General features: G+C 61.8%; 28 protein-coding genes. 12 read left to right on the top strand and 16 right to left on the bottom strand.

The window, feature by feature from the left end; all coding sequences use genetic code 11:
• Positions 1–2,529 (top strand): DNA ligase D, encoded by a 2,529-nt coding sequence (gene ligD, locus C5J22_RS19710; RefSeq protein ID WP_105439603.1) that lies wholly within the window; start codon positions 1–3, stop codon positions 2,527–2,529.
• Positions 2,530–2,544: 15 nt separating this feature from the next.
• On the opposite strand, the gene C5J22_RS19715 is transcribed toward ligD, so the two are convergent.
• A complete protein-coding gene (locus tag C5J22_RS19715; RefSeq protein WP_105439604.1) occupies positions 2,545–3,351 on the bottom strand; it encodes a Ku protein in 807 nt (268 codons plus the stop codon).
• A gap of 107 nt (positions 3,352–3,458) precedes the next feature.
• Between C5J22_RS19715 and C5J22_RS19720 the strand changes: the two genes are divergently transcribed.
• Together C5J22_RS19720 and C5J22_RS31305 are read left to right on the top strand one after the other, a co-directional pair.
• Positions 3,459–3,659 (top strand): hypothetical protein, encoded by a 201-nt coding sequence (locus C5J22_RS19720; RefSeq protein ID WP_105439605.1) that lies wholly within the window; start codon positions 3,459–3,461, stop codon positions 3,657–3,659.
• Positions 3,660–3,850: 191 nt separating this feature from the next.
• Positions 3,851–4,030 (top strand): hypothetical protein, encoded by a 180-nt coding sequence (locus C5J22_RS31305; protein ID WP_172746709.1) that lies wholly within the window; start codon positions 3,851–3,853, stop codon positions 4,028–4,030.
• Between the two features lie 34 nt (positions 4,031–4,064).
• Here C5J22_RS31305 and C5J22_RS19725 read toward each other — a convergent pair whose 3' ends face one another.
• A complete protein-coding gene (locus tag C5J22_RS19725) occupies positions 4,065–4,394 on the bottom strand; it encodes a hypothetical protein (protein ID WP_046666476.1) in 330 nt (109 codons plus the stop codon).
• Positions 4,395–4,538: 144 nt separating this feature from the next.
• On the opposite strand from C5J22_RS19725, the gene C5J22_RS19730 reads away from it, so the two are divergent.
• Positions 4,539–4,931 (top strand): BON domain-containing protein, encoded by a 393-nt coding sequence (locus C5J22_RS19730; protein ID WP_105439606.1) that lies wholly within the window; start codon positions 4,539–4,541, stop codon positions 4,929–4,931.
• 85 nt (positions 4,932–5,016) lie between these two features.
• Complete coding sequence (locus C5J22_RS19735; RefSeq protein ID WP_105434709.1) at positions 5,017–5,514, top strand: ferritin-like domain-containing protein; 498 nt, start codon at positions 5,017–5,019, stop codon at positions 5,512–5,514.
• A 108-nt stretch (positions 5,515–5,622) separates the two neighbouring features.
• On the opposite strand, the gene C5J22_RS19740 is transcribed toward C5J22_RS19735, so the two are convergent.
• Positions 5,623–5,871 (bottom strand): hypothetical protein, encoded by a 249-nt coding sequence (locus C5J22_RS19740; protein ID WP_105419827.1) that lies wholly within the window; start codon positions 5,869–5,871, stop codon positions 5,623–5,625.
• Positions 5,872–6,047: 176 nt separating this feature from the next.
• On the opposite strand from C5J22_RS19740, the gene C5J22_RS19745 reads away from it, so the two are divergent.
• On the top strand, positions 6,048–6,398 hold the full coding sequence (locus C5J22_RS19745; RefSeq protein ID WP_105439607.1) for a DUF2934 domain-containing protein: 351 nt from the start codon (positions 6,048–6,050) through the stop codon (positions 6,396–6,398).
• A gap of 299 nt (positions 6,399–6,697) precedes the next feature.
• Positions 6,698–8,182, top strand: a complete 1,485-nt coding sequence (gene glgA / locus C5J22_RS19750) for a glycogen synthase GlgA (RefSeq protein WP_172746714.1) — start codon at positions 6,698–6,700, stop codon at positions 8,180–8,182.
• A gap of 81 nt (positions 8,183–8,263) precedes the next feature.
• Here glgA and glgX read toward each other — a convergent pair whose 3' ends face one another.
• The 3 genes from glgX to C5J22_RS19765 all read right to left on the bottom strand — a co-directional run bounded on the left by glgX (position 8,264) and on the right by C5J22_RS19765 (position 10,941).
• Positions 8,264–10,342 carry a glycogen debranching protein GlgX gene (glgX, locus tag C5J22_RS19755; RefSeq protein WP_105439608.1) on the bottom strand — a complete coding sequence of 693 codons (2,079 nt, stop codon included), beginning with the start codon at positions 10,340–10,342 and terminating at the stop codon, positions 8,264–8,266.
• Between the two features lie 72 nt (positions 10,343–10,414).
• Positions 10,415–10,657 (bottom strand): hypothetical protein, encoded by a 243-nt coding sequence (locus tag C5J22_RS19760; protein WP_105425506.1) that lies wholly within the window; start codon positions 10,655–10,657, stop codon positions 10,415–10,417.
• Entirely contained in the window at positions 10,654–10,941 is a 288-nt protein-coding gene (locus tag C5J22_RS19765) for a hypothetical protein (protein WP_105439609.1), read from the bottom strand. Before C5J22_RS19765 ends, C5J22_RS19760 begins: the two co-directional genes overlap by 4 nt.
• 114 nt (positions 10,942–11,055) lie before the next feature.
• Here C5J22_RS19765 and C5J22_RS19770 point away from each other — a divergent pair, with 114 nt between their 5' ends.
• Together C5J22_RS19770 and C5J22_RS31935 are read left to right on the top strand one after the other, a co-directional pair.
• Positions 11,056–11,322: a hypothetical protein gene (locus tag C5J22_RS19770; protein WP_105400003.1), complete on the top strand. Its 267-nt coding sequence runs from the start codon at positions 11,056–11,058 to the stop codon at positions 11,320–11,322.
• Positions 11,323–11,393: 71 nt separating this feature from the next.
• A complete protein-coding gene (locus C5J22_RS31935) occupies positions 11,394–11,516 on the top strand; it encodes a hypothetical protein (RefSeq protein WP_007751416.1) in 123 nt (40 codons plus the stop codon).
• Positions 11,517–11,550: 34 nt separating this feature from the next.
• Here the strand turns inward: C5J22_RS31935 and C5J22_RS19775 are convergent, their stop codons facing one another.
• Positions 11,551–12,615, bottom strand: coding sequence for a c-type cytochrome (locus tag C5J22_RS19775; protein ID WP_105439610.1), 1,065 nt, complete (start codon positions 12,613–12,615; stop codon positions 11,551–11,553).
• Positions 12,616–12,955: 340 nt separating this feature from the next.
• Here C5J22_RS19775 and C5J22_RS19780 point away from each other — a divergent pair, with 340 nt between their 5' ends.
• Both C5J22_RS19780 and C5J22_RS19785 read left to right on the top strand, forming a co-directional pair.
• Positions 12,956–13,153, top strand: coding sequence for a hypothetical protein (locus C5J22_RS19780; protein ID WP_105439611.1), 198 nt, complete (start codon positions 12,956–12,958; stop codon positions 13,151–13,153).
• A 51-nt stretch (positions 13,154–13,204) separates the two neighbouring features.
• A complete protein-coding gene (locus C5J22_RS19785) occupies positions 13,205–13,765 on the top strand; it encodes a type 1 glutamine amidotransferase domain-containing protein (RefSeq protein ID WP_105439612.1) in 561 nt (186 codons plus the stop codon).
• Between the two features lie 59 nt (positions 13,766–13,824).
• On the opposite strand, the gene C5J22_RS19790 is transcribed toward C5J22_RS19785, so the two are convergent.
• The 8 genes from C5J22_RS19790 to C5J22_RS19830 form a co-directional block, all read right to left on the bottom strand.
• Positions 13,825–14,841, bottom strand: a complete 1,017-nt coding sequence (locus tag C5J22_RS19790; RefSeq protein WP_172746729.1) for a DNA topoisomerase IB — start codon at positions 14,839–14,841, stop codon at positions 13,825–13,827.
• 82 nt (positions 14,842–14,923) lie between these two features.
• The gene (locus C5J22_RS19795; RefSeq protein WP_105439613.1) at positions 14,924–16,624 is read right to left on the bottom strand and encodes a sensor histidine kinase; all 1,701 of its coding nucleotides are present in this window, start codon (positions 16,622–16,624) and stop codon (positions 14,924–14,926) included.
• Positions 16,625–16,795: 171 nt separating this feature from the next.
• Complete coding sequence (locus tag C5J22_RS19800) at positions 16,796–17,017, bottom strand: hypothetical protein (protein ID WP_105439614.1); 222 nt, start codon at positions 17,015–17,017, stop codon at positions 16,796–16,798.
• A 63-nt stretch (positions 17,018–17,080) separates the two neighbouring features.
• Entirely contained in the window at positions 17,081–17,881 is an 801-nt protein-coding gene (locus C5J22_RS19805; protein WP_245440474.1) for a BON domain-containing protein, read from the bottom strand.
• 115 nt (positions 17,882–17,996) lie between these two features.
• Complete coding sequence (locus C5J22_RS19810) at positions 17,997–19,103, bottom strand: ABC transporter ATP-binding protein (RefSeq protein WP_105419847.1); 1,107 nt, start codon at positions 19,101–19,103, stop codon at positions 17,997–17,999.
• A 6-nt stretch (positions 19,104–19,109) separates the two neighbouring features.
• Positions 19,110–19,991: a carbohydrate ABC transporter permease gene (locus tag C5J22_RS19815; RefSeq protein WP_105439616.1), complete on the bottom strand. Its 882-nt coding sequence runs from the start codon at positions 19,989–19,991 to the stop codon at positions 19,110–19,112.
• Positions 19,988–20,917 (bottom strand): carbohydrate ABC transporter permease, encoded by a 930-nt coding sequence (locus tag C5J22_RS19820; protein WP_371412647.1) that lies wholly within the window; start codon positions 20,915–20,917, stop codon positions 19,988–19,990. The genes C5J22_RS19815 and C5J22_RS19820 overlap by 4 nt, the downstream gene beginning before the upstream one ends.
• 264 nt (positions 20,918–21,181) lie before the next feature.
• Positions 21,182–22,432, bottom strand: a complete 1,251-nt coding sequence (locus C5J22_RS19830; RefSeq protein ID WP_174479299.1) for an ABC transporter substrate-binding protein — start codon at positions 22,430–22,432, stop codon at positions 21,182–21,184.
• A 266-nt stretch (positions 22,433–22,698) separates the two neighbouring features.
• Here C5J22_RS19830 and C5J22_RS19835 point away from each other — a divergent pair, with 266 nt between their 5' ends.
• The gene (locus C5J22_RS19835; protein ID WP_105439617.1) at positions 22,699–23,751 is read left to right on the top strand and encodes a LacI family transcriptional regulator; all 1,053 of its coding nucleotides are present in this window, start codon (positions 22,699–22,701) and stop codon (positions 23,749–23,751) included.
• A gap of 26 nt (positions 23,752–23,777) precedes the next feature.
• On the opposite strand, the gene C5J22_RS19840 is transcribed toward C5J22_RS19835, so the two are convergent.
• Entirely contained in the window at positions 23,778–25,283 is a 1,506-nt protein-coding gene (locus C5J22_RS19840) for a tripartite tricarboxylate transporter permease (RefSeq protein WP_046666458.1), read from the bottom strand.
• Between the last annotated feature and the right edge of the window lie 9 nt (positions 25,284–25,292).

Consider the following 25,292-nt stretch of genomic DNA (forward strand, 5'->3'; position numbering starts at 1 on the left):
ATGGCGCTCGAAACTTACAATCAGAAGCGGAACTTCAAGGCTTCCCCGGAGCCTCAGGGAAAAGTCTCCGGCCGCAAGGCCAAGGCATCCGGCAACAGTTTCGTGATCCAGAAACACGACGCCACCCGGCTGCACTACGATTTCCGGCTGGAAATGGACGGCGTGCTGAAAAGCTGGGCCGTCACCCGCGGCCCGAGCTTCGTGCCCGGCGAAAAGCGGCTTGCTGTGCATGTGGAGGACCATCCGCTCGACTATGGCGGTTTCGAAGGCATGATCCCCAAAGGCAATTACGGCGCCGGCGCCGTGCTGCTCTGGGATCGCGGCAGCTGGGAACCCATCGGCGATCCCCACAAGGCCTACAGGAAAGGCCATCTGGAATTCGAGCTGAAGGGCGAGAAGCTGGAAGGCCGCTGGCACCTGATCCGCATGGCCCCGAGGCCGGGAGAAAAGCGAGAGAACTGGCTGCTGGTCAAGGGCGAGGACGAATTCGCCCGCGCCGAGGGCGACAAGGACATTCTCGACGAAATGCCGCTTTCGGTGAAATCAGGCAGGACGCTGGATGAAATCTGGGGCCGCAAGCCACCGGCAGCAAAGAACACGGCCAAACCGAAAGCAAAGGCGAAATCCGATCCCGAACCGGAAAAATCCGACATCGCAGCGTCGAAGATCAAGGGCGCCCGGAAAGCAAAACTCCCGGATTTCGTCGAGCCGCAGCTTGCGACGCTGGTAAAGAGCGCCCCTTCCGGCAAACGCTGGGTCCACGAGATCAAACTCGACGGCTATCGCCTGCAGGCCCGTGTCGAAAATGGCAAGATAAAGCTGTTGACGCGCACCGGGCTCGATTGGACGCACAAGTTCGGAGACGAGATCCTCGCGGAATTCGGAAAGCTTAGCGCGGCCGATGCGATCATCGACGGGGAAGTGGCGGTCGAGGCCGGTTCCGGCGCCACGGATTTCTCGCTGCTTCAGCAGGACCTCAGCGAAGGCCGGGACGACCGCTTTACCTTCTACGCTTTCGACATTCTTCACCTCGACGGTTACGACCTGACCGGCGCGACGCTGCTGAAGCGCAAGGAGGCGCTGGAAACCCTGCTGGCCGGCAGCGGCCCGGCCCTGCGCTACAGCGAGCATTTCGGCGACGAAGGCGGTCTGGTTCTGAAACATGCCTGCCGGCTGAGCCTCGAAGGTATCATCTCCAAGATCTCGGACGCGCCCTACCGTCCGGGCCGAGGCCGCGACTGGGTGAAGTCGAAATGTTCGGCACGGCAGGAATTCGTGGTCGCCGGGTTTGTCCCCTCCTCCGTTTCGAGGACGGCGATCGGATCGCTGGTCATGGGATATTACGACAAGGGGAAGCTGCGGCATGCCGGCCGCGTCGGCACGGGTTATTCGAACGCCGTGGCGCAATCGCTCTTCAAGAGCCTCCAGGAGATTCAGACGGGCGAAAGCCCGTTTGACGAAAAGCTCGCGGCGGTGGAAAAGAAGGATGTCGTTTTCGTGCGGCCCGAGCTGGTGGCGGAAGTGGAATTTCGCGGCTGGACGGCGGATGCGCATATCCGCCATGCGGCCTTCCGGGGCTTGCGCGAAGACAAGGACCCGAAGGATATCGTCCGGGAGGGCGGGCCTGTGAACGCAGCGGAAGAACCGAAGCCGCCGAAACGGACGGTCAATCTCACCCATCCCGACCGGGTCTACTGGCCGGATGCCGGGGTGACCAAGGCCGGGCTTGCCGACTATTACACCGAAGTCTGGCGGCTGATGGCGCCCTTCGTCGTCAACCGCCCGCTGGCGCTGGTGCGTGGACCCGACGGCATCGGCAAACAGCTTTTCTTCCAGAAACACGGCTGGAAGGGCATGACCAAGAATGCCGTACTCGTGAAGGACCCGACCGATCCGGCGGAAGAGGACATCACCATCCGCGACCTCGACGGGCTGCTCGGCCTGGTTCAGGGCGCGACCCTCGAAATCCACCCCTGGGGCTCCAACCTCGAGGATTGGGAAAAGCCGGACATGGTCAATATCGACCTCGACCCCGGCGAAGGCGTGTCGTGGACCGAGATCATCGCCGCAGCACACGAGGTGAAGCGTCGTTTCGAGGACATGGGACTGGTGGCCTTCGTCAAGACCTCGGGCGGCAAGGGCCTGCATGTGGTCGCCCCCGTCAAGCAGAAGGCGGAATGGCCGGAGGTGAAGGCGGCGATGAAGGCGCTGGCCGACGGCATGGCCGGCGACGATCCCGACAAATATGTCTCGACGATCACCAAGTCGAAGCGAAGCGGCAAGATCCTCATCGACTACCTGCGCAACGGGCGCGGCAATACCGCCGTGGCCCCCTACTCCACCCGTGCCCGCGCCGGCGCCCCGGTCTCCATGCCGATCACCTGGGACGAGCTCGGGGGCGCGATCGGCCCCAACTACTTCACCGTCAACAACGCCCCGGCCCGCATCGCCCAGCAGACGAACGATCCCTGGGGAGATTTTCGCAAGGCAGAAGCCCCGATCGAGTTCAAGGGAAAGAAGAAACGATAGAAGTCAGGGAAAGGCTCACTTCCTCGGCGCCTTTCGTTCCGCCTCCAAGCTCTTCTTCAGCGCGGCGGTGATGTCGATCACGTTGCTGCTGCGCTCGGGGGCCTTCTCCTCGACCTTCTTCCTGGTCTTCCGGCTCTTCTTGCGCTCGGCGATGATTTCGAGCAGCCGGTCCTGGACCGGATCGTCCGCCATCGAAGGCTTCCAGGCTTCGGTGCGCTCGTCGATGATCTTCTTCATCATCGACAGATGCTCGGCATCGGCCTTCTCCTTCGGTTTTTCGACGGCGTATTCGTCTGCGTCGCGGACCTCGTCGCCGTAACGCAAGGTCCAGACCACGATCCCCTTGTCCTTGGGCAGCAGCAGAACCGCGCGCTCTCGACGATACATGACGAGCCCGGCAATGCCGCCGGTACCGGTCTTTGCCATGGCCTCCCGGATCACCGCAAACGCCTCGGCGCTCACCTCGTCGTCCGGCGCCAGGTAGTGCGGCCGGTCGTACCAGATCCAGCCGATCGAGCCCGCCGGCACGAAAGTCTCGATATCGATCGTACGGGTGCTTTCGAGCCCGACATCCTCGATCTCTTCGTCTTCGAGAAGAACGTAGTCGTCCTCGCCCTTCGGATAACCCTTGACCTGATCGTCGTCCTCGACCGCCTCACCGGTCTCGGCATCGACATACTGGCTGAGGACGCGATTGTTGGTCTTGCGGTTGATATTGTGGAACCGCACCTTGGCTCCTTCGGAGATGGCCGGCGTCATCGTCACGCGGCAGGTGACCAGCGAGAGCTTCAAATAACCTTTCCAGAATACGCGCGGCGCCACGACAAAACTCCTTCGTTTGCCCGATAACCCGCGCCGCCTCCGCTTGGTTCCGGAACAAACGTTCGATCCAAACCGTTTTCGTGATGAAACAGGCCAGGAGAAATCAGATGAGCACCAACAGCATTCCCAACTCCGTGCAGAAGGGTTCGCCCAAAAAAGCCGAGCAGTCAGCTCGCGAGCGCGGCGAAAAGAAGGAGCTGGACGAGCAGCTCAACGAGGGGCTGGAAGATACCTTTCCAGCGAGCGATCCCGTCTCGAGCACGGTGACATCCATCCCATCGGGCACGCCGAAACCGCCCAGGCACTGAGTTTCCAAAAAACCTCTGGAACAAATGCAGCGGCTCCCGGATAGGGAGTCGCTTTATTCATTTGTCCTCTGTGACTTTTTCGGGATATCCGAAGTTAGCCGTAATGATGTATGGAAAGCTAATGTAGGGTTATGGCGGGCGGACATTGTTCGGCGACAGATGTGCCGGCGGTGATTACGTCAGAGGTCGGGATGACGAAACAAGACACTCCGGTTGCGGAACAGGACGTCAGAATGGGACGGCGGGTTAACCGCAAGGTCTCGGTCCTTCTGACCGAAATCGAGAAGGAAGAGGTTCCTGATCGGCTGCTCGACCTGGCGCGCGAGCTGCAGAGGGCACTCAACGAAAAGACCGACGGCCAAACCGACTGATGCTGCCTGTCCTGGATAGGTCCGCCTCAAGCCGTCAGAGCTGGGTCGAAATCAGGTTGTCGACGCGCACACGCCCGCCGATCACGCACCGCGGCCCGTTCGGTGCGAACCGGCCGCTACTGTCCTCGATCACCGTATAGAGCTTGTCGCTGCGGAAGGCGCTCGCCATCTCGGTCGAATTGCCCTCGCAGGGCGAAGCATCGATTTCCATGAAATCCAGTTCCGCCTGGCTCGCCACGAGCCGCGCATCGCCGGCGGTCTTTGCCCGGACCACCACTTCGCCATGCGGTGGCGAGTTCTGCCAGTTCGGATCCTTTGGCGCAGCTGTCGGCACCAGCCGATAGATCTTCAGCCTGTCCTGCATGTCTCTCTCCCGTCGTAAGCATTTTTCTAGTTGACGATCAAACGCCGTCCGGGCGTTCCGGTTCCATCAAGTCGCATGGAACTTTTCCGGCAACCATGGGTTCCTCCGCTGCGGGCGATCATGCCCCTGAGAAGGAGAAAGCCGATGAAGAATGAGCAGCCGAAAGCTGGCCGTCCCGGCGAGACCTCGCAATGGCCTCGATGGGAGGGCCCGGCGGAAAGCCGCCCAAGCGGTTATCTTCAGGGCGAAGCCAATATCTTTGCCGAGGGACCGGAGCAGGAAAAGCAGATCGGCAAGGGACCGGACGGTTACGAACGCCCCGACGATCTGATCGCACAGGACGTGAATGAACAACTGACGCAGGACGCCTTTCTCGACCCGACCAACATGACGGTCTCGGTGGAGAACGGCGAAGTGATACTGGAGGGGTACGTGGCCCACCTTGCGGACAAGGAGCGCGCCCAGGACGTCGTCCTCGGCATCCAGGGTGTCACCGCCTGCCGCAACAATCTTCGAATAGCCCCCGAAAGGCACTGATCTGCCTGGAACCTGTGAGGCGGTCAGTCGTTAGATGCCTCGCAATCCCTGCCTCAAGAATACTCATCAACAAGGAGAGACACCCATGGCCAGTAAGACCCTCGACGACCTTTTCCATGAAACCCTGAAGGACATCTATTACGCCGAGCGCCAGATCGTGAAGGCGCTGCCGAAGATGGCGCGGGGCGCCCAGGATCCGAAGCTGAAGGCGGCATTCGAAAAGCACAGGGAAGAAACCGAAGGCCAGATCGATCGCCTGAAGCAGGTCTTCGAGATCATCGGCAAACGGGCCCAGGGCAAGACTTGCCCGGCCATCGACGGCATCATCGAAGAAGGCGAGGAAATCCTTGACGAGTTCAAGGGCACTCCGGCTCTCGACGCCGGCCTGCTCGCCGCGGCGCAGGCGGTCGAACACTACGAGATCAGCCGTTATGGCACCCTGCGCGCCTGGGCCCAGCAGCTCGGCCACCGGGATGCGGTAACGCTCCTCGAACAGACGCTCGCCGAGGAAAGCAAGACCGACGAGGCTCTGACGGCCCTTGCCAAGACTGCCGTCAACACGGCGGCCCAGAAGGCTGCGTGACATTTCGAGCGATCGGAAGAAAGGCGCGGCCTCGGCCGCGCCTTTTTCGCGACCCGAACATACAAAAAAACCCGGCTTCCGCCGGGTTTTTCCTCCCTTCCGGCCTCCTCAAGCCGGGAAAGATCGCCTCAGAACCGAAGCATCGGGGTGTCCGTGCATGGTCGGAATCGGCAACATCTCGCCGTTCGGCGCCTGTCGCCGGAAAATCTCCACCCGACCACTTCGGTCGCGCGCCACATGGGCCTTGGCGGCCTCCATGGCGAGTTCATAGGTGTGGTAATAAGACGCAGACTGCACGCCGTCTATGACATAGACCCAGCCGGTTGCGTGTGGAACGATATCGCAGTACTTTCCCATTGGATGTGTCTCCTTCCCGGCGGCCATAAGTACATTCGACAGCCAAAAGTTCCGCCTCCGGGGAAGTTTTTTTTCGAGTGTTGGCCGCGTCTCGGCCGGGTTGCGATTTTTCGTTTTGACCAGGGAACTTTTCCGCGCCGCACACGTTTGGGGCGCTTGGGCGAATGGAGACAAGAATGGCGGAATCCGAAGAAATCTGGATCAGAAAGCGGGCCTACACGTTGTGGGAAGAAGAAGGCTATCCCTCGGGCAAGGATAGGGAGCATTGGGAAAGAGCGAAGCTCGAATATGCAACGCTCGGGCCGACCGCTTCAAAAAGGCCTGCGGCAGGATCGGGCGGCAAATCCGCCACCGCCGTGAAGCCGCCAAAGGCGGCGTCGAAGGCTGCAACTCCCAAACCGGCAGCGAAAACCGCTGCAGCCAAGGCTTCTCCGGCGAAGACAACTTCCAAGGCACCGGCCGCTGCCATGCCGGAAGCCGTCGAGCCGGCCAAGAAGCGTTCCAAGAAGGTTCCAGCTGGCGCCTGACGCCGCCTGCCACCCAGCTTCATCACTATCGTTACTGGTCGCGGCGACTGACATCATCGCGGCCTCGGGTTCGTTTATCCTGGAAAATCGAAATGGCTTTTGCGTCTGAACTTGGTCTCGTTTCCGCCCTGACGGAGGAACGTTGGCTAGGGCGAAAACGTTCTGGAGGGTGAGACTGGCAGATGGCGGAGGCACGCATGATGAACGCTTACGTCCCGATCGGCGAACCCCGTCGAGATGAGCGGAGCGCGGGCGGACAGGGGATCAATACTGGTTATGGAAAGCGGGGGCTTCCCGGCATGAGAATTCTTTCGGTCACCTCCGAAATCTTCCCCCTTGTGAAGACGGGTGGCCTTGCAGACGTGACCGGGTCTCTGCCCAAGGCGCTCAGCCCCCTCGGCATCGAGACCACCTCCCTGATCCCCGGTTATCCCCAGGTCATGCAGCAGCTGAAGAGCGCCATGCCACTGGTCACTTTCGAAAACCTGCTCGGCGAAAAAGCAGCACTCCTCCATACCCGCGTCGAAGGCCTCAGCCTTTTCATCCTCGACGCACCCGCCCTCTACGACCGGCCCGGCGGCCCTTATGTCGACGAAGAGGGCATGGATCATCCCGACAACTGGAGACGGTTCGCCGCACTTTCCCTCGCTGCGGCAGAAATCGCCGATGGATTGCTGCCGGGCTGGGTTCCGGACCTTGTTCACACCCATGACTGGCAGTCTGCCCTGACCTCGGTCTACATGCGCGAACGCGGCTGCAAGACGCCGGTGGTGCTGACCATCCACAACCTCGCCTTCCAGGGCCAATATCCGGCCGGCGTACTGATGAGCATCGGTCTGCCGCCGGAGGCCTATTCCATGAACCGCATGGAATATTTCGGCGATATCAGTTTTCTGAAGGGCGGCCTGCAGACGGTCGATGCGATCACCACCGTCAGCCCGACCTATGCTCGCGAAATCCTCACCCCGCGCTTCGGCATGGGCATGGACGGGGTCCTGAATGCTCGCGTCTCCGTCCTGCGCGGCATCGTCAACGGCATCGATCTCGATATCTGGGATCCGTCGACGGATCCGCACCTGCCACGCAACTACGACGTCGGCACGCTACGCCGCAAGCGCGAAAACCGCGCCGTGCTGCTTCGAAAATTCGGGCTGAACCCGGCAAACGAAGGTCCGGTGTTTTCCGCCGTCAGCCGGCTGACCTGGCAGAAGGGTTTCGACATGTTCGCCGATACGGCGGACGAAATCATCCGCCACGGCGGCCAGGTGATCGTCTTCGGGCAGGGCGACCGCGAGATCGAGCGGGCGCTTGCGGATACCGCCGCGCGTTTTCCGGGCCGGATGGCGGTGCATTACGGCTACGACGAACCGACGGCGCATCTGGTCCACGGCGGGTCTGACGCCATCGTGCAGCCCTCCCGCTTCGAACCCTGCGGGCTGACCCAGCTCTACGCGCTGCGCTATGGCTGCGTCCCCGTCGTCTCTCGCACCGGCGGACTTTCGGAAACGATCATCGATGCCAATGATGCAGCCATGTCGGCGCGCGTCGCAACCGGTTTTCAGTTCCATCCCGTGACCACGGACGGACTGAGGCTCGCGCTTCGCCGCGCACTGCACGCCTATGCCGACCCGAAAATGTGGGCGCGGCTGCAGAACCAGGGCATGAAGGCGAAATTCTCCTGGGAACGCAGTGCCCAGCAATATGCCGCCGTTTATGCCAATCTGGTACTGAAGTCCGGTCATGTCGTCTCGACAAGCTCGGATATCCGTCGCGCGACGCTATAGCCTTCCCGTCGGGGGGGGGTAAAAAGAAACCGGCTCGAAGGCCGGTTTTTTTATGGAGTAAAGGGAAGAGGTTCGAAGGCCTTACGGCCTCCGGAAGAGTGCCAGACTGCGCCCCTCAAGCTCGAAATCCTTTTCCTTGGTAATCACCAGGCCGCGCTTGGAAAGGTCGGAGGTGGTAAGCTCAAGCACCCAGCCACCCTCGCCGAACTGCGGGATGCGGAACGGCACATTGCCCTCGAACGGGTTGAACAGCAGCAGCACGTCGTGCCAGATGCCCTCCTCTTCCCGAAGATCGGTCCGTCCGATATGGAGGCCGAGCGTGGAGCCTTCGTCCCACTGCTCCGGCGTCTGAAACCCGCCGCCGGCGTTGAACCATTTGATCTCCAGGCCGTCGCGCCAGTTCTCGCGACGCAGCAGGGGCTGCTCGCGTCGCAGCTTGATGATCTGGCGGGTAAACTCGCGCAGCTCCTCGCAGGTCTCCGGCAGGTCCTCCCAATGAACCCAGGAAATGTCGCTGTCCTGGCAATAGCCATTGTTGTTGCCCATCTGGCTGCGGCCGAACTCGTCGCCGGCAAGCAGCATCGGCGTGCCGTGCGAAAAGAACAGGGTGGCGAGGAAATTTCGCTTCTGGCGATCGCGCACCGCATTGATGCCCTCGTCCTCGGTTGGCCCTTCGGCGCCGTAATTGTAGCTGCGATTGTCGTTGTGGCCGTCGTTATTGTCCTCGCCATTCGCCTCGTTGTGTTTGTCGTTGTAGGAAACGAGATCGTTCAGGGTGAAGCCGTCATGGGCGGCGATGAAGTTGACGCTCGCCCACGGCCGCCGGCCGCGCTGATCATAGAGATCTCCGGAGCCGAGCAGGCGGGCGGCGAAGTCCGTCGAGACATTGGTGCCCTTCCAGTATTCGCGCACGGTGTCGCGATATTTGTCGTTCCACTCCGCCCAACCGGGAGGAAAGCCGCCGACCTGATAACCGCCGGGACCGATGTCCCACGGCTCGCCGATCAGCTTTACCCTCGAAAGCACCGGATCCTGGCTGATTGCGTCGAAGAACCCGCCGCGCTGGTCGAAACCCTCCGGCTCACGGCCAAGGATGGTGCCGAGGTCGAAACGGAACCCGTCGACATGCATGCTCTCGGTCCAGTAGCGCAGCGAATCCATGATCAGCTGCAGCACGCGCGGATGCGACGTGTTGACGGTGTTCCCGGTACCCGTGTCGTTGATGTAGTAGCGGTGCTGGTCGGGCATGGTCCGGTAGTAGGAAAAGTTGTCGATGCCCTTGAACGACAGCGTCGGCCCGAGCTCGTTGCCCTCCGCCGTGTGGTTGTAGACCACGTCGAGAATGACCTCGATCCCCGCATCGTGGAACGACCGCACCATGTCGCGAAAGCCCTGGATCCCTCGCGGTCCATAGTAGCGGGAGGCAGGCGCGAAGAAACCGAGCGTGTTGTAACCCCAGAAATTATGCAGGCCCTTGTCGAGCAGGTGCTGATCGTCTGGGAAATAATGGACCGGCATCAGCTCGACGGAGGTGATGCCAAGGCTCTTGACGTATTCCACCGACGCCTTGTGGCCCATACCGTCGAATGTGCCGCGCAGGCCCTTCGGAATGCCCGGATTGAGCTGGGTGAAGCCCTTCACATGGGTCTCGTAGATGATCGTCGCCGGCCAGGGAATATTCGGCCGGTTCTGGTCCTGCCAGTCGAATTCGTTCGGATCGATGACCCGGCATTTCGGCATGAACGGCGCACTGTCGCGCTCGTCGAAGGTGAGATCCTTGTCCTCGTGCTGAAGATCGTAGGCGAAATGTGCCTCGTTCCAGTCGACTTCGCCGAAAAATTCCCGGGCGTATGGGTCAATCAGCAGCTTGTTCGGGTTGAAGCGATGACCGTTTTCCGGATCGTAGGGACCGTGTACCCGATAGCCGTAGAGGGCGCCCGGCTTCAATCCCGGCACATAGCCATGCCAGATTTCATGGGTGTATTCCGGAAGCTCGAGCCGGGCGATCTCTATCTTGCCGCTCGGGTCGTAGAGGCAAAGCTCCATCCGTTCCGCATGGGCCGAGAAAATCGCGAAATTGACACCCTCGCCGTCAAAATTGGCTCCAAGCTGAAGCCAGGAGCCGGGCTCGATGACAAAGTGGTTTGATTTCGTATCCATGCGGCACCCAATTGAAAGACTGGCGTCATAATGGTGCGGCACAACATTTCGTTCCCTGCGCCTCGAGGAAAACTATGGATTGCCTGATCCGCTCGCCGGCGGCGGGGTACCCGGCGTCGTATTGGTGGTTCCGGACGGCGATGTCGCCGGGCTCTGGCCACCCGTTCCCGTCTGCGGCGACGGGTTGCGATCCGCAGGCGCCGTATTGCCGGACTGCTGCGGCGTGTTGTTGATCGGATCGCTCTGTTTTTCGCCGCTGTCGCTACAGGCGCTCAGAAGCACGACGGTCGACAGCGCAACAACGAAACTCTTCATGTCTCATCTTCTCCGTGGGACTTGCGAAACGTGGCTTGCCGGCGATGCGCGTCGAGCGCGATCACCTTCTCCACCGCGGCGACATCCTCGGCGGTGGCGGCCGGGATCGGGTCGCTGGCGATGGCTTCCAGCACTTCAGGCGCCAGCGCGCCGTTGCGAATGACGTATTCCAGCGCCTCGCGGGTCTGCCGTTCGGCCTTCAACTGGGCGTAAAGAGCGAGGATCAGCCGGTCACGCGCATCGCGCTGACCCTGACGGCCTTTCGATCTGGCGAACTCTGCCATGGTCTTCCTCCATGTTCCTGCTGAAGGGTCAACTTTCGGTCACGGCGATTGTTCCCTCCGCCAGAACCTCCGCTATCTCCTTGAAGAGGCGAAGCACGGGACAAGGAGGAAACCATGTCGACGCTGACATCACATGAACTGGAGGGGCGCCTGAATGCCCACCGAGAACTGCTGATCGAGCTCTTGTCCGCGATGATCGGGGGCGAAGTGACCATCACGTCACTCCTCAGACGGCTGCGCGACGACGCGACGTTCAAGGACAACGAGGAGGATCCGGGCGTGTTGCCGGAGGGCGCATTCGCAATCGAGAATTCCGCGGCGCGCGAGGTGCGGTCGATCCTCGACGCGGCACGTGCCAGGGCTGCGGCCGACGAGAATTGAGGTGCCGTTAACCGTGCCAAGTCACATTTAAGGCGATCCCGCCACGTTTATGGCCATTTCGTGGAACTACAATGCGACTTTCTCGTTCATTCACGACCGAAGCGATGGAGGCGACGATGGTCAGAGAATGGGTAGAAGCAGCAGGCTTTGTTCTGGTGATCGCCGCCTGCTACATGATGGTCATCCCCGTCTGAGTTTCAAGCTCCTGGGGAGGAGAGTGGCCTTGATCTAAGGCCCACTGCTCTCGCGGCCGGCAAAGAAGGCCGCGAGAGCGGCAAAATCTTCTTCATTCAATTTTTTTGCCACCTCGGTCATCAGGTGGCTGAAGGAAGACCCGCCTCGCACACCTGCATGGAGGAGGCGGAGCTGGCGCTCCAGATAAGGGGCGTTTTGACCCGAGATGCGCGGATAGGCAGGATTGCCGCCGGGCTTTTCGTGGCAACTGAGGCAGGCGGGAATTTTGTCTGCCGCTCTTCCCCTTTCCGCGATCTCGCGGCCCCTTTCCACGAGCTGTAGATCAGCCGGCGCCGAAGGCCTTTGCGGTCTCGCCTGCTTGGCATAATAGGCCGCCAGCTCCGGCAGGCTTTCCTCCGCCAAAGTTCCGACCGCAACCTTCATGATGCCGCTCGCCCGGTCGCCATGCGCATAGGCGCGCAGGCTGTTGAGTAGATAGGCTTCCGACTGCCCGGCGAGCCGCGGGATGACGCTGTTGCCGTTGAGGCGCTTTTCCGCATGGCAGCTTTCGCAGGTGATCGGCAGCGGCGACACTTCGCCCGCGGTGCCAATACCATGCAGGCCGGACGCCTGCAGATAGGCATTGCCGTCCATGCCCGGCAGCTTTCGCAGGAACGCCACCATGTCCCAGACCTCGTCGTCGCGCACCTGCGCCGGCCAGGCCGGCATGCCGGTGAAGCGCACCCCGTGCTTGACGATCTCGAAGAGTTGCGCATCGCTCCAGCTGGGAACCACCGTCTTCAGATCCGGCGGCGGCGGCAGCATGGCGAGCACGGCGCCTGAAGCCTTTTGCGCCGGCGAGCCATGACAGATGGCGCAGCCGGTCTCGAAATGCCCGGCCGCCGGCGGCAGCAGCGCCGGGTTGTCGAGCGGCGGCACGTCGATGGAAAGAGCCGCAGTCCGGATCGAACTACGCATCACCCAGTGCAGGAACCAGTCGGTCATTCCCCAATGACCGGTGCTCGCCTTGACGCTCATCAGTCCGGACCAGGCGAACCCGAGCCCCAGCAGCGGCGCCACGACCACCAGGATCGCGAGATATTTCCAGCGGATCGTCATCCGGCTACTCCTCCCAAAGCCCCGGCCTGGCGCGCTGTGCAAGCAACGCCACCCTGCCCGCAGTCCCCAACGCCGGAGCGTCGCTGCGACGGCAGGTGTCTCGGCTCTTCACCGTAAAGCGGATGGAGAGAAAGGGAAAGCAGCACGCCAAAGGCCGAAGGTCGGGGCTTCAGCAAGAGAGCCAGGAAAATTCGACACCGAACGTGCCATCGGAAATTTTGTTCCAGCCGGCGGATAACTTTATGTAACCGGCTGTGAAAAAGTTGGAACCAATCCTTCGACGACGGGTTTGCTCCCCTGTGAACGGGCAATCGCCCAGCATTCGCGACGGGAGAAAACCATGAGACACTTTCTAAAAATACTCAGAAACAGGCTCACCGGCACTCACCAGAAGAAAACTTTCGCCGTGGCCCATCCGGAAGAACTGCAGGTCGTCGTACCTGATGCCGTGGTCCTTCCATTGCCCAAGTCGCCCCGTGAGGAAATCAGCGTCCCCGCCTCCATCAACGGCCGGGACCTCTCTACCGGCCGGCTGTGAGGCCGGCCGAGACTTCGCGAACCACGGAACTGCCAACAAAAGGAGACCAGCATGACCACCATCGAGTCCGCCAACATCCTGATCCTCGCGGCCGACGGCTATGAGAGATCGGAACTGCGCGCCCCGCTGGAGGAACTGAAAAATCGTGGAGCCGGCGTCAAGATCGCGTCCATCAAGCCAGGCGAGATCAAAAGCTGGGACAAGAAGAACTGGGGCGATACCGTCCCGGTGGACGTGGAGGCCAGGAACGTCAACGCGGAGGACTTCGATGCCCTCGTGTTGCCGGGTGGCCAGATCAACCCCGACATCCTGCGTGACAACGAAGATGCCATGAAGGTCGTGCGGGACTTCGTGAAAAGCGGCAAGCCGGTCGCCGCGATCTGCCATGGCCCATGGTTGCTGGTGGAGGCCGATGCGCTTCGCGGTCGCAAGGCGACCTCCTATCATTCGATCCGCACCGACATCCGCAATGCCGGCGCATCCTGGAAGGATGAAGCCGTAGTGGTCGACAACGGCATCATCACCTCACGCTCGCCCGAGGATCTGCCCCAATTCGTGGCGAAGATCGTCGAGGAAGTCCAGGAAGGGCGCCACAACCGCCGGGCAGCGTAACTTGACGTAGCTCGGCTCCGGCCGTCCGCAACCTCCTCGCGGGCGGCCGACACGGACGTCTAGACCTGCTTCAGAAAGGCCAGAAGCCGCCGTTCGTTGGCACGCAACTCCTTCGGCCGCGTCAGCGCCACCTTGTCCTGCATCACCTTTTCCAGCGGCGAGACATCCTCCGAAAGTGCCAGGATGCTCGGGTGGATATAGCTCGAGCGGCAGACCGCCGGCGTGTTGTGCAGGGCTTCCGCCGCCGCCTTGCACATCGCCTTGACCTTCGGGCGCCGGCCCTCCTCCTCCACCACCTCCCAGGCCGCCATCAGCGCGGCGAGACTGCCGCCCCAGGTGCGGAACGTCTTGGCCGAGACCGCGAACCCCGCGGCGTTGGCCAGATAGGCGTTGAGCCGGCCCGAATCGATCGGACGCGGCACACCCTGCTCGTCCGGCCAGGAAAACAGCTGCCGGCCCGGCAGGTCGGCGATTTCTTCCAGGATGCGCTGCAGACGGGGATGTTTCAGCGTGTGCTGCACGCGCCGGCCACCCTTGGCGACGAAGCGCAACGTGACCGCCTCCCCGGACAGGGTCATGTGGCGCTTCAGCAGCGTCGTCGCGCCGTAAGTCTTGTTCTCCTTGGCGTAGAGACGGTTGCCGACCCGCAAATGCGTCGCGTCCATCAGGGCCACCAATGCGGCGATCACCGCATCGGACGTGTCGAGGCCAAGCTCCAGGTCGCGTTTCGCCTTGCGGCGGATTCGCGGCAGCGCCTCGCCGAACCGGACGAGCTGATCGAACTTGCGTTCGCTGCGAAAGTTCTGCCAGTCGGGATGATAACGATACTGCTTGCGGCCGCGTGAATCGTAACCGGTCGCCTGCAGATGCCCGCGCGGATCGAGGCAGATCCAGACGTTCTCATAGGCGGGCGGCAGGCCGAGCGACGCGATTCTAAGGCGATGCTCCGGATCGGAGAGCAAGGTGCCATCCGGCAGGCGGTAGGTAAAACCCTTGCCGCGCCTGAGCCGACGGATGCCGGGCTCCGTATCGCTCACATAGGTAAGGCCGATGGTCTTAAGGGAATCCTGATCGATGTCGATCGTGGTGAGCATGGCGTCCATGGCCGACCAAACGGCGAGAACCGCACCTTCGTTCCGGCACTCACGGAGATAACGGCTAGATGGCTATGTCCTTGAGAGTTTCGGCACCCTCGCCTCGTTCGAAGGCCAGGCGCGGCGCATTCAACGACCAGCGAAGCCCTTCGGTGCGGAAATCGACCTCGACCTGGCCGGCGAAGGCAGCTGCCGCATGGCGCCTGATGATCGTCGTGCCGAACCCGGTGCGGGAAGGCTCGTGGACCGCGGGGCCGCCCCTCTCTTCCCAGACGAGCTCCAGCCGGTTTTCTCCGTCATCTTCGTCGACCCTATCCTTCCAGACTATGCGCACTCTGCCCTGCGGCACGGAGAGTGCGCCGTATTTCACCGAGTTCGTCGCAAGCTCGTGAAGGATGAGGCCAAGGTTCTGGACCGCTTCGGCCTTGAGGATAAAATCCGTGCCCTGCAGCTCGACCCGGTCGGCCGCGTCCGCGAACGTGCTCATGTGGATTTCGATGACGCGGCGGATCGACACCCCGGCCCACTGCTCCTTCGCCAGCGCCTCGATGGATTTGCCGAGGCCCTGCAGGCGGGTGCTGATCGCCTTCTGGAACTCCTCCATCGTGGTGTCCTGGCGTGCCAGCTGGCGCATCATCGCCTGGATCAGCGTCAGGATGTTTTTGGTCCGGTGAACCAGCTCATGCAGGATGAGGTGAATGCGATCTTCCGCCTCGCTGCGGTCAAAGGAGGCATTCGAGAGGGCGATCGCGACCTGGTTGGCCTCGCGAATCTTCGTCTCCACGGGAGAGACGATCTCGCCCTTGCCGATCCGCTCGGCCATTTCGGCGATCTGCCGGATCGGGATGCGAAGCTGACGGCCGACGAGCCAGGCGATCAGCATGCCGAGAGCGAGGAAGATCGCACCGCCGGCGATCAACTGCCGCCATGTGGTCAGGATGCTCGCCTGCGCCGCATCGATCGGCCCCCAGACGACGGCCTTCCACGTCCAGCCGGTGATCTGGGCGTAGCCATACATCTGCCGGCGGCTACCGTCGACATCCTCGATCGTGCCTTTGAAGCCAGTCATCAGCTTGAGCATGTCGGAGGGAAACGCCGCACCGGAACCGAGCGCATGGGCGCCGAGGGAGGTCACTATCTTTCCGGCGCCATCGACGACTGCGACCGACCAGCCGGCAGGAAGCCCCTCCGTCGAGATCAGCGTCTGCAGGTCCTCGGCATTCTGCGTCATGATCATCGCGGCGCCGGAATGGGAAATCTCCTTGGGCAGCGGCATCGTGACGTTGAAGACATGCTTGCCGCTGGTGGCGCCGAAAAACACGTTGGAGACTTCGGTCACGCCGTTGTTCAGAACCGATTGGAGCGCCGGCATGCTGGAAATCTTGCCAAGCGGCGCGTCGAACGGCACGCGGGTGTTGAGCCGCTGCTGCCCATCCGCATTGACGACGAGAACATAGAGCGAATTGGACCGCAGGCTGTTCTGGGTTCGGTTGTGGAAGGCGCGCAAGTCGCCGGCCTCAAGCTCCGGCGAGGTGACAAGCAGCCGAAGCGTCGTCGCCATGTCCTGCAGCTCGCGGTCGATCGAGCGAGCGATCAGCTGGGCGTCTTCGGCTGTCTCGGCGGCAAGAATCTCCCGCTCGTTCGCCTCCAGCTCTATCATCAGGTAACCGACGAAAATCAGCAAAGGCAACGCCACGCCAGCCGCCAGAGCGACCAGATAGGCACCGATCGGCGCCGTGGGAAAAAACCGCGAAACTCTAAACATTCCGCGTCTTTACCCTATGGAAAAAAGCTGCAGGTGCCTGTGCCACCTGCCGGCATTATTCATTTCCGTGTCCCGCCATCCGCTAATATTCCAGCGGGTCTTATCTAACTGGTTTTAGAGGCCGGGCCAAGGATTGATTGCCGGCGATATGGTTTTCCGGAACGGGACGGGTTAGGTATGCCGAGGCCGCTCCGTCACGTCGAAGTTCACATCCCAGTCCTTTTCCGGCCCCTTTTTGCCAGGCGGGTTACGGTGTTTCGTCGCGTCGTCGGAGCCGGTGATCACAGTCGGCTTGGCGCTCGCGACGCCGTTTGCCTTGCGGTCCGCCCGGGACTTGGCGTACTGCCCCTCGGCGTCCTTGTGGATTTTGGCGCTCTCACTCTTTTCGGTCATGATGTCTCCTTCCCGAATGAAGTCAGGCCACCGCCAGCGGCCTGACGCGTGGAACAGGCCGGTTCAGACCGTGGTGGAGCCTGCCAGTGTATCGGTCGAACTATTGTTGACGCGCAGGTTGTTCTGGACGTGCCGGACACCGGAAACCTCGTCCACAAGATCCTCGGCCCGGCGCTTGTCCCAGCGGCTCGACACGAAACCATCGAGCGTCACTTCGGCACCCTGGACCGTCACGGTGATGTTCGATGCGTCGAGCACCGGATCGTCGCTGAGGCGATCATTGACGTCCTCCTCGATACGGGAGTCGGAGCGCTGATAGCCCTTCGGACCCTTGCCGCGATGTTCATCCATCTTCCGGCGATGTTCGGCACCTTCGTCACCGAACCAGGAGGCGACTTCATCACCGGCGCGCTCCATGAAGCCGCGCCTGCGGCCATAGTCGTCCGCGCCGCGGAAGCGGCTGTCAGAACCGGAACGGTCTTCACCCACGAAACGGTAGTCCGAGCCGTATCGGTCGCCATAGGCCTGGTTGACGCGGTTGCGGCCCGGCTCGTAGCTGAAAGACGAAGGTCGGCCGCGATAGGACTCGCGGGCCCAAGCCTGCGACCGCTCCGAATCGCCATAACCGGCCTCGAACCCGCCATCGTCGGAGGCCCATTGTTCGCTGCGGCCGTAGCGGGGAAACCGTGAAGGATCGCCGTCCTCCCGGTTTGCATCACGGCTGCGCGGATCGTCGCTGGAACCGCGCACATAACCCGTATCGCCCGGGCGGTATTCGCTGGACGACTCGCGCGCGAAATCACGCTCGTCGCGCATCCGGTCGTTTCGATACCCACCCGATTGGGAATGATTTCCACTAGCCATTGTCTGTCTCCTCGGTCTGGTTTGGTCCCGTTCGCATGGGACACAGACTCAACCCCGCCTCCTCGGGATTGTTCCCCCTTCGGGAGGAATGCTGGAGGTCAAACGCCTCTGCCGCTTATTCGATGCGGCTGGTCGTTTGCGGATCGAAGACCACGGCCTTGTCGAGATTGAAGGCGAACGGGAACTTCTGGCCGAGTTCGACATGCACGTCGGAACGGGTACGGGCGGTGAAGGTCGCACCGTCCAGCTTGCCGGTGACGAAGGTATCGGAGCCGGTCGGCTCGATCATCGTCACTTCCGCCTCGATCCGGGCGGTGGCGCGCGCCTGCGGATCGACGAGGCCAGCATCGGTGATCGTTTCGGGACGCAGGCCCAGAATGACGTCCTTGCCATCCGGAAGGCTGGTGGTCACGGAAGGCGGCATGGCGACCCTGACGCCGTCATTTCCGAACAGTGCGATGCCCTGCTGGCCATCGGCGCCGGATACCTTGCCCTTCAGCATGTTCATCGCCGGCGAACCCATGAAATCGGCAACGAAGAGATTGGCCGGACGGCCATAGATTTCCGCCGGCGTGCCGACCTGCTGCACCATGCCTTCTTTCAGCACGACGATCTTGGTGGCCAGCGTCATCGCCTCGATCTGGTCATGGGTGACGTAGACGATCGTGGCGTGGGTATTCTGGTGCAGCGCCTTGATTTCGGCGCGCACTTCGACGCGCAGCTTGGCGTCGAGGTTGGAGAGCGGCTCGTCGAACAGGAAGACGCGCGGCTGGCGCACCAGCGCCCGGCCCATGGCGACGCGCTGCCGCTGGCCGCCGGAAAGCTGGCTCGGACGGCGCTTCAGGAGATGCTCGATCTGCAACGTCTTGGCGACCTGCTTGACCGCCGCCTCGCGCTGCGCCTTCTCGACGCCCCGCATTTCCAGCGCGAACGCGATGTTCTGTTCGACCGTCATGTTCGGATAGAGCGCGTAGGACTGGAAGACCATGGCGATGTCGCGCCGCGACGGATGCAGGTCGTTGACCACCTGCCCGTCGATGACGATGTCGCCCGACGACGGCGGCAGCAGGCCGGCGATCGCGTTGAGCAGAGTAGACTTGCCGCAGCCCGACGGGCCGACGAGAACCAGGAAGCCGCCCTTTTCGAGCTCGATATTGATGCCCTTCAGAATCTCGTTATTGCCGATCTTCTTGCGAATATCCTTGATTTCAAGAAAGCTCATGTGCGGTTATCCCTTGACTGCGCCGGCCATCAGGCCACGCACGAAATAGCGTCCGGCGACGACATAGACGAACAGCGTCGGAAGCGCTGCGAACACCGCAGCCGCCATGTCGACATTGTATTCCTTGACGCCGGTAGAGGAGGCAACGAGGTTGTTGAGCGCCACCGTCATCGGCGAGGATGTGCCGGACGAGAAGGACACGCCGAACAGGAAGTCGTTCCAGATGTTGGTGAACTGGTAGATGATCGTCACGACGATGATCGGTCCGGAACTCGGCAGCAGGATGCGCCAGAAGATCCGGAAGAACCCGGCGCCGTCGATCATCGCGGCCTTCACGAGTTCATCCGGAAAGGCTTCGTAATAGTTGCGGAAGAACAGCGTGGTGAAGCCGAGGCCGTAGATCACGTGGACGATGACGAGACCGGCGGTGGAGTTCGACAGGCCGAACGTGCCGAGCACGCGTGCCATCGGGATCAGGACCGCCTGGAACGGAATGAAGCAGGCAAACAGCATCATGCCGAAGACCAGCCTGTGGCCCGGGAAACGCCACTTGGTCAGCACATAGCCGTTGAGCGCACCGAGCAGGGTCGAGATCAGAACGGCCGGAACCACCATCTTGATGGAATTCCAGAAGTAGCCCTTGATGCCGACGCAGCTGACCCCGATGCAGGCCTCGCCCCAGGCACGAACCCAGGCGGAGACCGAGGGATCGCGCGGCAACGCCAGCATGTCGCCGCCGCGGATTTCGTCGAGCGACTTCAGCGACGTCGACAGCATGACGTAGAGCGGCAGAAGATAGACGAGTGCCAGGATGATCAGTGCGGCATAGATGAAATAACGGGCGGTGCGGGCTCCGCCGGCGCTGACGGTTTCTTGTGTCGCGCTCATTGCTTTCTCTCCCGCAGTTCCGAATAGAGGTACGGTACGATGATCGCGGTAATGCCCATCAGCATCATCACGGCGCTCGCCGATCCGACATTCATCTGGTTACGGGTAAACGTGTAGGAATACATGAAGGTCGAGGGCAGCTCGGTCGCATTGCCCGGTCCGCCGCCGGTCAGCGCGATGACCAGGTCGTAGGATTTGATCGCCATATGCGCGAGCACGATGAAGGCGGAGAGGAAGACGGGACGCAGCAGCGGAATGATGATGCGGCGGTAGATCGAGACAGTCGAGGCGCCGTCGATCTGGGCCGCCTTGATGATCTCGCCGTCGATGCCGCGCAGACCGGCCAGGAACATCGCCATGACGAAGCCTGACGCCTGCCAGACGCCGGCAATGACGACGGTATAGATCGCCATCTTGGGATTGACCAGCCAGTCGAACTTGAAGCTCGTCCAGCCGAGATTGTGCATGGTGTTCTCAAGCCCGAGACCCGGATTGAGGAACCATTTCCACGCGGTACCCGTGACGACGAAGGAGAGCGCCATCGGATAGAGGAAGATCGGCCTGAGCAGGCCTTCGGCGCGGATCCGCTGGTCCATGAGGATCGCGATGCCGAGCCCGAGTATGATGCAGATGCCGATATAGAGGACCCCGAAGATCGCCAGGTTCTGCATCGCCACATACCAGTTCGGCTGCGACCAGAGGCGGAAATAGGCGTCGAAACCGCCCCATTTGTAGACCGGCAGGATGCGTGAGGTCGTGAACGAAAGGTAGACCGTCCAGAGGATGAAGCCGTAGACGAAGACGAGGATCACGGCGAACGACGGCGCCAGCACGATCTTCGGCAGCGCGTTGCGCAATCCGTCCGCAAACGAGCGGCGCTCTCGCTGCGGCTCAAGCACGGGAACCGGTTCGATTGTCGTCATCATGACCTCCGGGTGGGGAGCATAAGAGAAAACTTGAAAGCCGGGAAACTTTCCCGGCCATCTCGCGCAAGGGTATGATTATGGCTGGAGGTCGCCTCCACCTCCCTCATCCCTGTGCTCGTCACAGGGATCCAGCAGCGTCGCGTCTGCGACGCGGAAGACTCTTTCCAGCCCAAGGACTTGGGCTGGCTGGATTCCTGTGACAAGCACAGGAATGAGGATGGAGTGTGCGGCTCGCAATCGAGCAAACCGCACACTCATAATCACTTACTTGGCGGCCTTCACCGCTTCCGGCAGGCGCTTCAGCGCTGCTTCGGTGGTGAGCTGGCCGTTGAGGTGCTGGGTGATGACGTCCAGCATGGCTTCCTTGATGGCAGCCGGTTGAGCGTAACCGTGGGCGAGCGAGCCCATCAGCGTGCCCTTGGAAGAGGCTTCCGTGAGATCCGCCATGCCCTTCTTGCCGCAATCGTCGAACTTTTCGTTCGAGACGTCGGTACGGGCAGGAACGGAACCCTTGACGGTGTTGAAGGCGATCTGGAAGGCCGGGTCTTCGACGGCGGACGCCATCTTGAACTGAGCCTTTTCGGCGTCGCCGCCAACGTTGAACATCATGAACTGGTCGGCGTTGAAGAGGACCGAGCCCTGCGTGCCGGGGAAGCGGATGCAGACGAAGTCCGTGCCCGGCTTCTTGTTGGCGCGCAGCCACTCGCCCTTGGACCAGTCGCCCATTTCCTGAGCGCCGGCCTTGCCTTCGATAACGAGGGCCGTCGACAGGTTCCATTCGCGGCCCGAGAAGTTCGGGTCGAAATAGGTGCGCAGCTTCGACATCGTGTCGAAGACCTTCTTCATCGTGTCACCAGAAAGTGCCGCCGGATCGAGATCGAGAACGGCCTTCTTGTAGAAGTCCGGACCGCCGGTCGAAAGCACGACGGCTTCCCAGAGCGTGCCGTCCTGCCACGGAACGCCGCCGTGAGCGAGGGCGGTGAGGCCCTGGCCCTTGAAGGCGTCGAGCAGCGTGATGAGTTCGGCGATATTGGTCGGAACCTTGCCGCCGGCCTTGTCGAGCGCCGCCTTGTTGATCCACAGCCAGTTGGTGGAGTGGATGTTCACCGGCGCAGCGATCCAGTGGCCGTCATACTTCGAGAAGTTCTGCAGAGCGGCGGGGATAACCTTGTCCCAGCCTTCCTTCTTGGCGAGGTCGTCAAGGTTTGCGGCGACGCCCATTTCGGCCCAGTCCTTCAGGTCGAAGCCGAGAAGCTGGACGGCGGTCGGCGGGTCGCCGGCCGTGACGCGGGCGCGAAGCGCGGTCATGGCGGCGGAGCCTGCACCACCGGCAACAGGCATGTCCTTCCAGGCAACGCCCTGCTTCTGGAGGTTTTCCTTCAGCACGTTAAGCGCTGCGGCTTCACCACCCGAAGTCCACCAATGCAGGACTTCGACCTGTTCTGCGGCCTTGGCGGCACCGGCGGTCATGGCGATAAGTGCCGCACCGGCGGCGAGTTTGGCAATCATTCGAATATTCATTGAGAAATCTCCCTTTGTATCCGGGCTCCTCTCCGGATATGGCGATTTATAACGATATAATTGCAGTCAGTGTCAACCCGCTCAGGGGATTTTTTAGATCATAGGCCAACCTGCATAACATGAGGAAAAAACTGGCAAAATTGACAATCGGCGAATTTTTACTCAGGAATCGAGAAAATTCCTGGCGACTTTCGAAAAATTTGTAACGATATAGATGAGGCTCGCTCCGGTTCCGGGGCGGGAGCGGAGGAGAAGAGGATATGTCGCTGGAAGACCTGGGGGACAAGGGTCGGCGGACGAAGTCGGAGCGGGCAGCCGCAAAATCCGGCATTGGCGCGAAGCCCACCCTTAAGACGATCGCCGAACTGACCGGGCTTGCGGTCACGACCGTATCGCACGCGCTTGCCGATGCGCCGCAGATCGCGCTCGAAACCCGGCAGCGTGTCCGCAAGGTCGCAGCCGATATCGGCTACCTGCCGGACCGGGCAGCGCAGCGCCTGCGCACCGGCCGCACCAACGTCATCAGCCTCGTTCTCGATCCGCACGAGGAAATCCTCGGCTATGCCACCTCGATGATCAACGGCCTGACCGAAGCGTTGCGAGGCACGGCTTATCATCTGGTCATAACGCCGCATTTTTCCGATACGCCGCAGATCGAACCGGTGCGCCATATCATGCGCAACCGCATGGCCGACGGCATTGTCTTCACCCGTACCGAGCCGGCGGACGAGCGCGTCAAGCTATTGATGGAGAACAATTTTCCGTTCATCTGTCACGGTCGGACCGAGCTTGCCACCGCCCATCCCTATGTCGACTACGACAATTACAGTTTCGCGTATCAGGCCGCCAAAAAGCTGATCGCCGCAGGCGCCAGCAAGCTCTCGATCATCCTGCCGCCGGAGCGCTTCACCTTCGCCCATCACCTCAGGCACGGCTTCATGACGGCGGTGCGCGAGGAGGGCATCGGCTTCGAAATCGCCAGGGGCGTCACGCTCGACAGCAAGTCGGACGACATCCGCGACTATCTGTTCCAGAGAATGGGCGAGCCGGAGCGCCCGGACGGATATATCTGCGGCGGCGAGGTATCGGCGCTCGCGGTCATGGCATCCGCCTACGACCATCGGCTCGAACTCGGCAGGGATATAAGGCTGGTGGCCAAGCAGACGTCGGGCCTGTTCGACCAGATCCGCCCCCGCGTGGAGACGATCTACGAAGACCTGACGGAAGCAGGTTTTCTGATGGGCAAGCTGCTGTTGAAGCGGATCGCCGGTCCCGCCCCTATCCAGGAATTGCAGGCGCTCCAGACGGTTTGACCGCCCGGAGCGCCATCCGCGGCTTCTCAGTCCTCTTCGACGAAGACCTGCTCGCGCTTCTTCTTCACACTCGGCAAGAAGACGATGACGAGGACGAGGGCCGCGAGGAAGAGAAGGGCCGCGCTGATCGGACGCGTGACGAATGTCGCAGGGTCGCCCCGCGAAAGGATCATCGCCCGTCTGAGATTCTCTTCCAGCAGCGGACCGAGCACGAAGCCGAGCAGCAGTGGCGCCGGTTCGCAGCGCAGCTTCAACAGCGCATAGCCGATGAGGCCGAAGAAGGCGACGGCATAGAGGTCGTAGACGTTCGAGTTGACGCTGTAGACCCCGATCGAGCAGAAAGCCATGATGATCGGGAACAGCACGTAGTAGGGGATGGTGAGCAGCTTCACCCACAGCCCGATGAGCGGCAGGTTGAGGATGACGAGCATCAGGTTGCCGATCCACATCGAGGCGATGATGCCCCAGAAAAGGGCCGGCTGTTCGGTCGCCACGTTCGGGCCCGGAACGATGCCCTGGATGATCATCGCGCCGATCATCAGCGCCATGACCGGGTTCGCCGGAATGCCGAGGGTGAGCAGCGGGATGAACGAGGTCTGCGCACCGGCATTGTTGGCCGATTCCGGACCGGCAACCCCGGCAACCGCGCCGTGGCCGAATTCTTCCGGATGTTTCGAAACCTTCTTCTCAACCGTGTAGGACGCAAACGCCGCAAGGATGGCGCCGCCGCCCGGCAGGATGCCGAGGATCGAACCGATGGCAGTGCCGCGCAGGACCGGGCCGACCATTGCCTTGAAATCCTCCCGCGACGGCATCAACTCGCTGACTTTCGCCATCAGCACGGAGCGGGTTTTTTCGTTTTCGAGATTGCGCAGGATTTCCGCGATGCCGAAGACGCCGACCGCGACTGCCACGAAGTTCAGCCCGTCCGCATATTCGCGGATCCCGAGCGTGAAGCGCGGCGTGCCGGTGTAGATATCGGTGCCGACGAGACCCAGCAGCAGGCCGAGCGCCACCATCGCGAGCGCCTTGACGATCGAGCCGTGGGCGAGCGCGATCGAGGAGACGAGGCCCACCACCATCAGCGAGAAATATTCGGCCGCGCCGAACTGCAGCGCGATCTGGGTAAGCGGCGGCGCAAAGATTGCGACGAGGAAGGTCGACACGGTGCCTGCAAAGAACGAGCCGATCGCGGCGATCGCCAGAGCAGCACCCGCCCGGCCCTTGCGGGCCATCTGGTAGCCGTCGATGGCGGTGACGGCAGACGAGGACTCGCCCGGCATGTTGATCAGGATCGCCGTGGTCGAACCGCCGTATTGCGCGCCATAATAGATGCCGGCGAGCATGATCAGCGACGAGACCGGTTCGAGCTGGAAGGTGATCGGCAGAAGCATGGCGATCGTCGCCGTGGCCCCGATGCCGGGCAGCACGCCGATCAGCGTGCCGAGCAGCACCCCGATCAGGCAGAAGAACAGGTTTTCCAGCGATGTCGCCGTCGCGAAACCAAGCGCGAGATTATTGAAAAGATCCATCACTCAAAC

Origin of the sequence: Neorhizobium sp. T25_13, from assembly GCF_002968675.1 — a bacterium.
GTDB lineage: Bacteria > Pseudomonadota > Alphaproteobacteria > Rhizobiales > Rhizobiaceae > Neorhizobium > Neorhizobium tomejilense.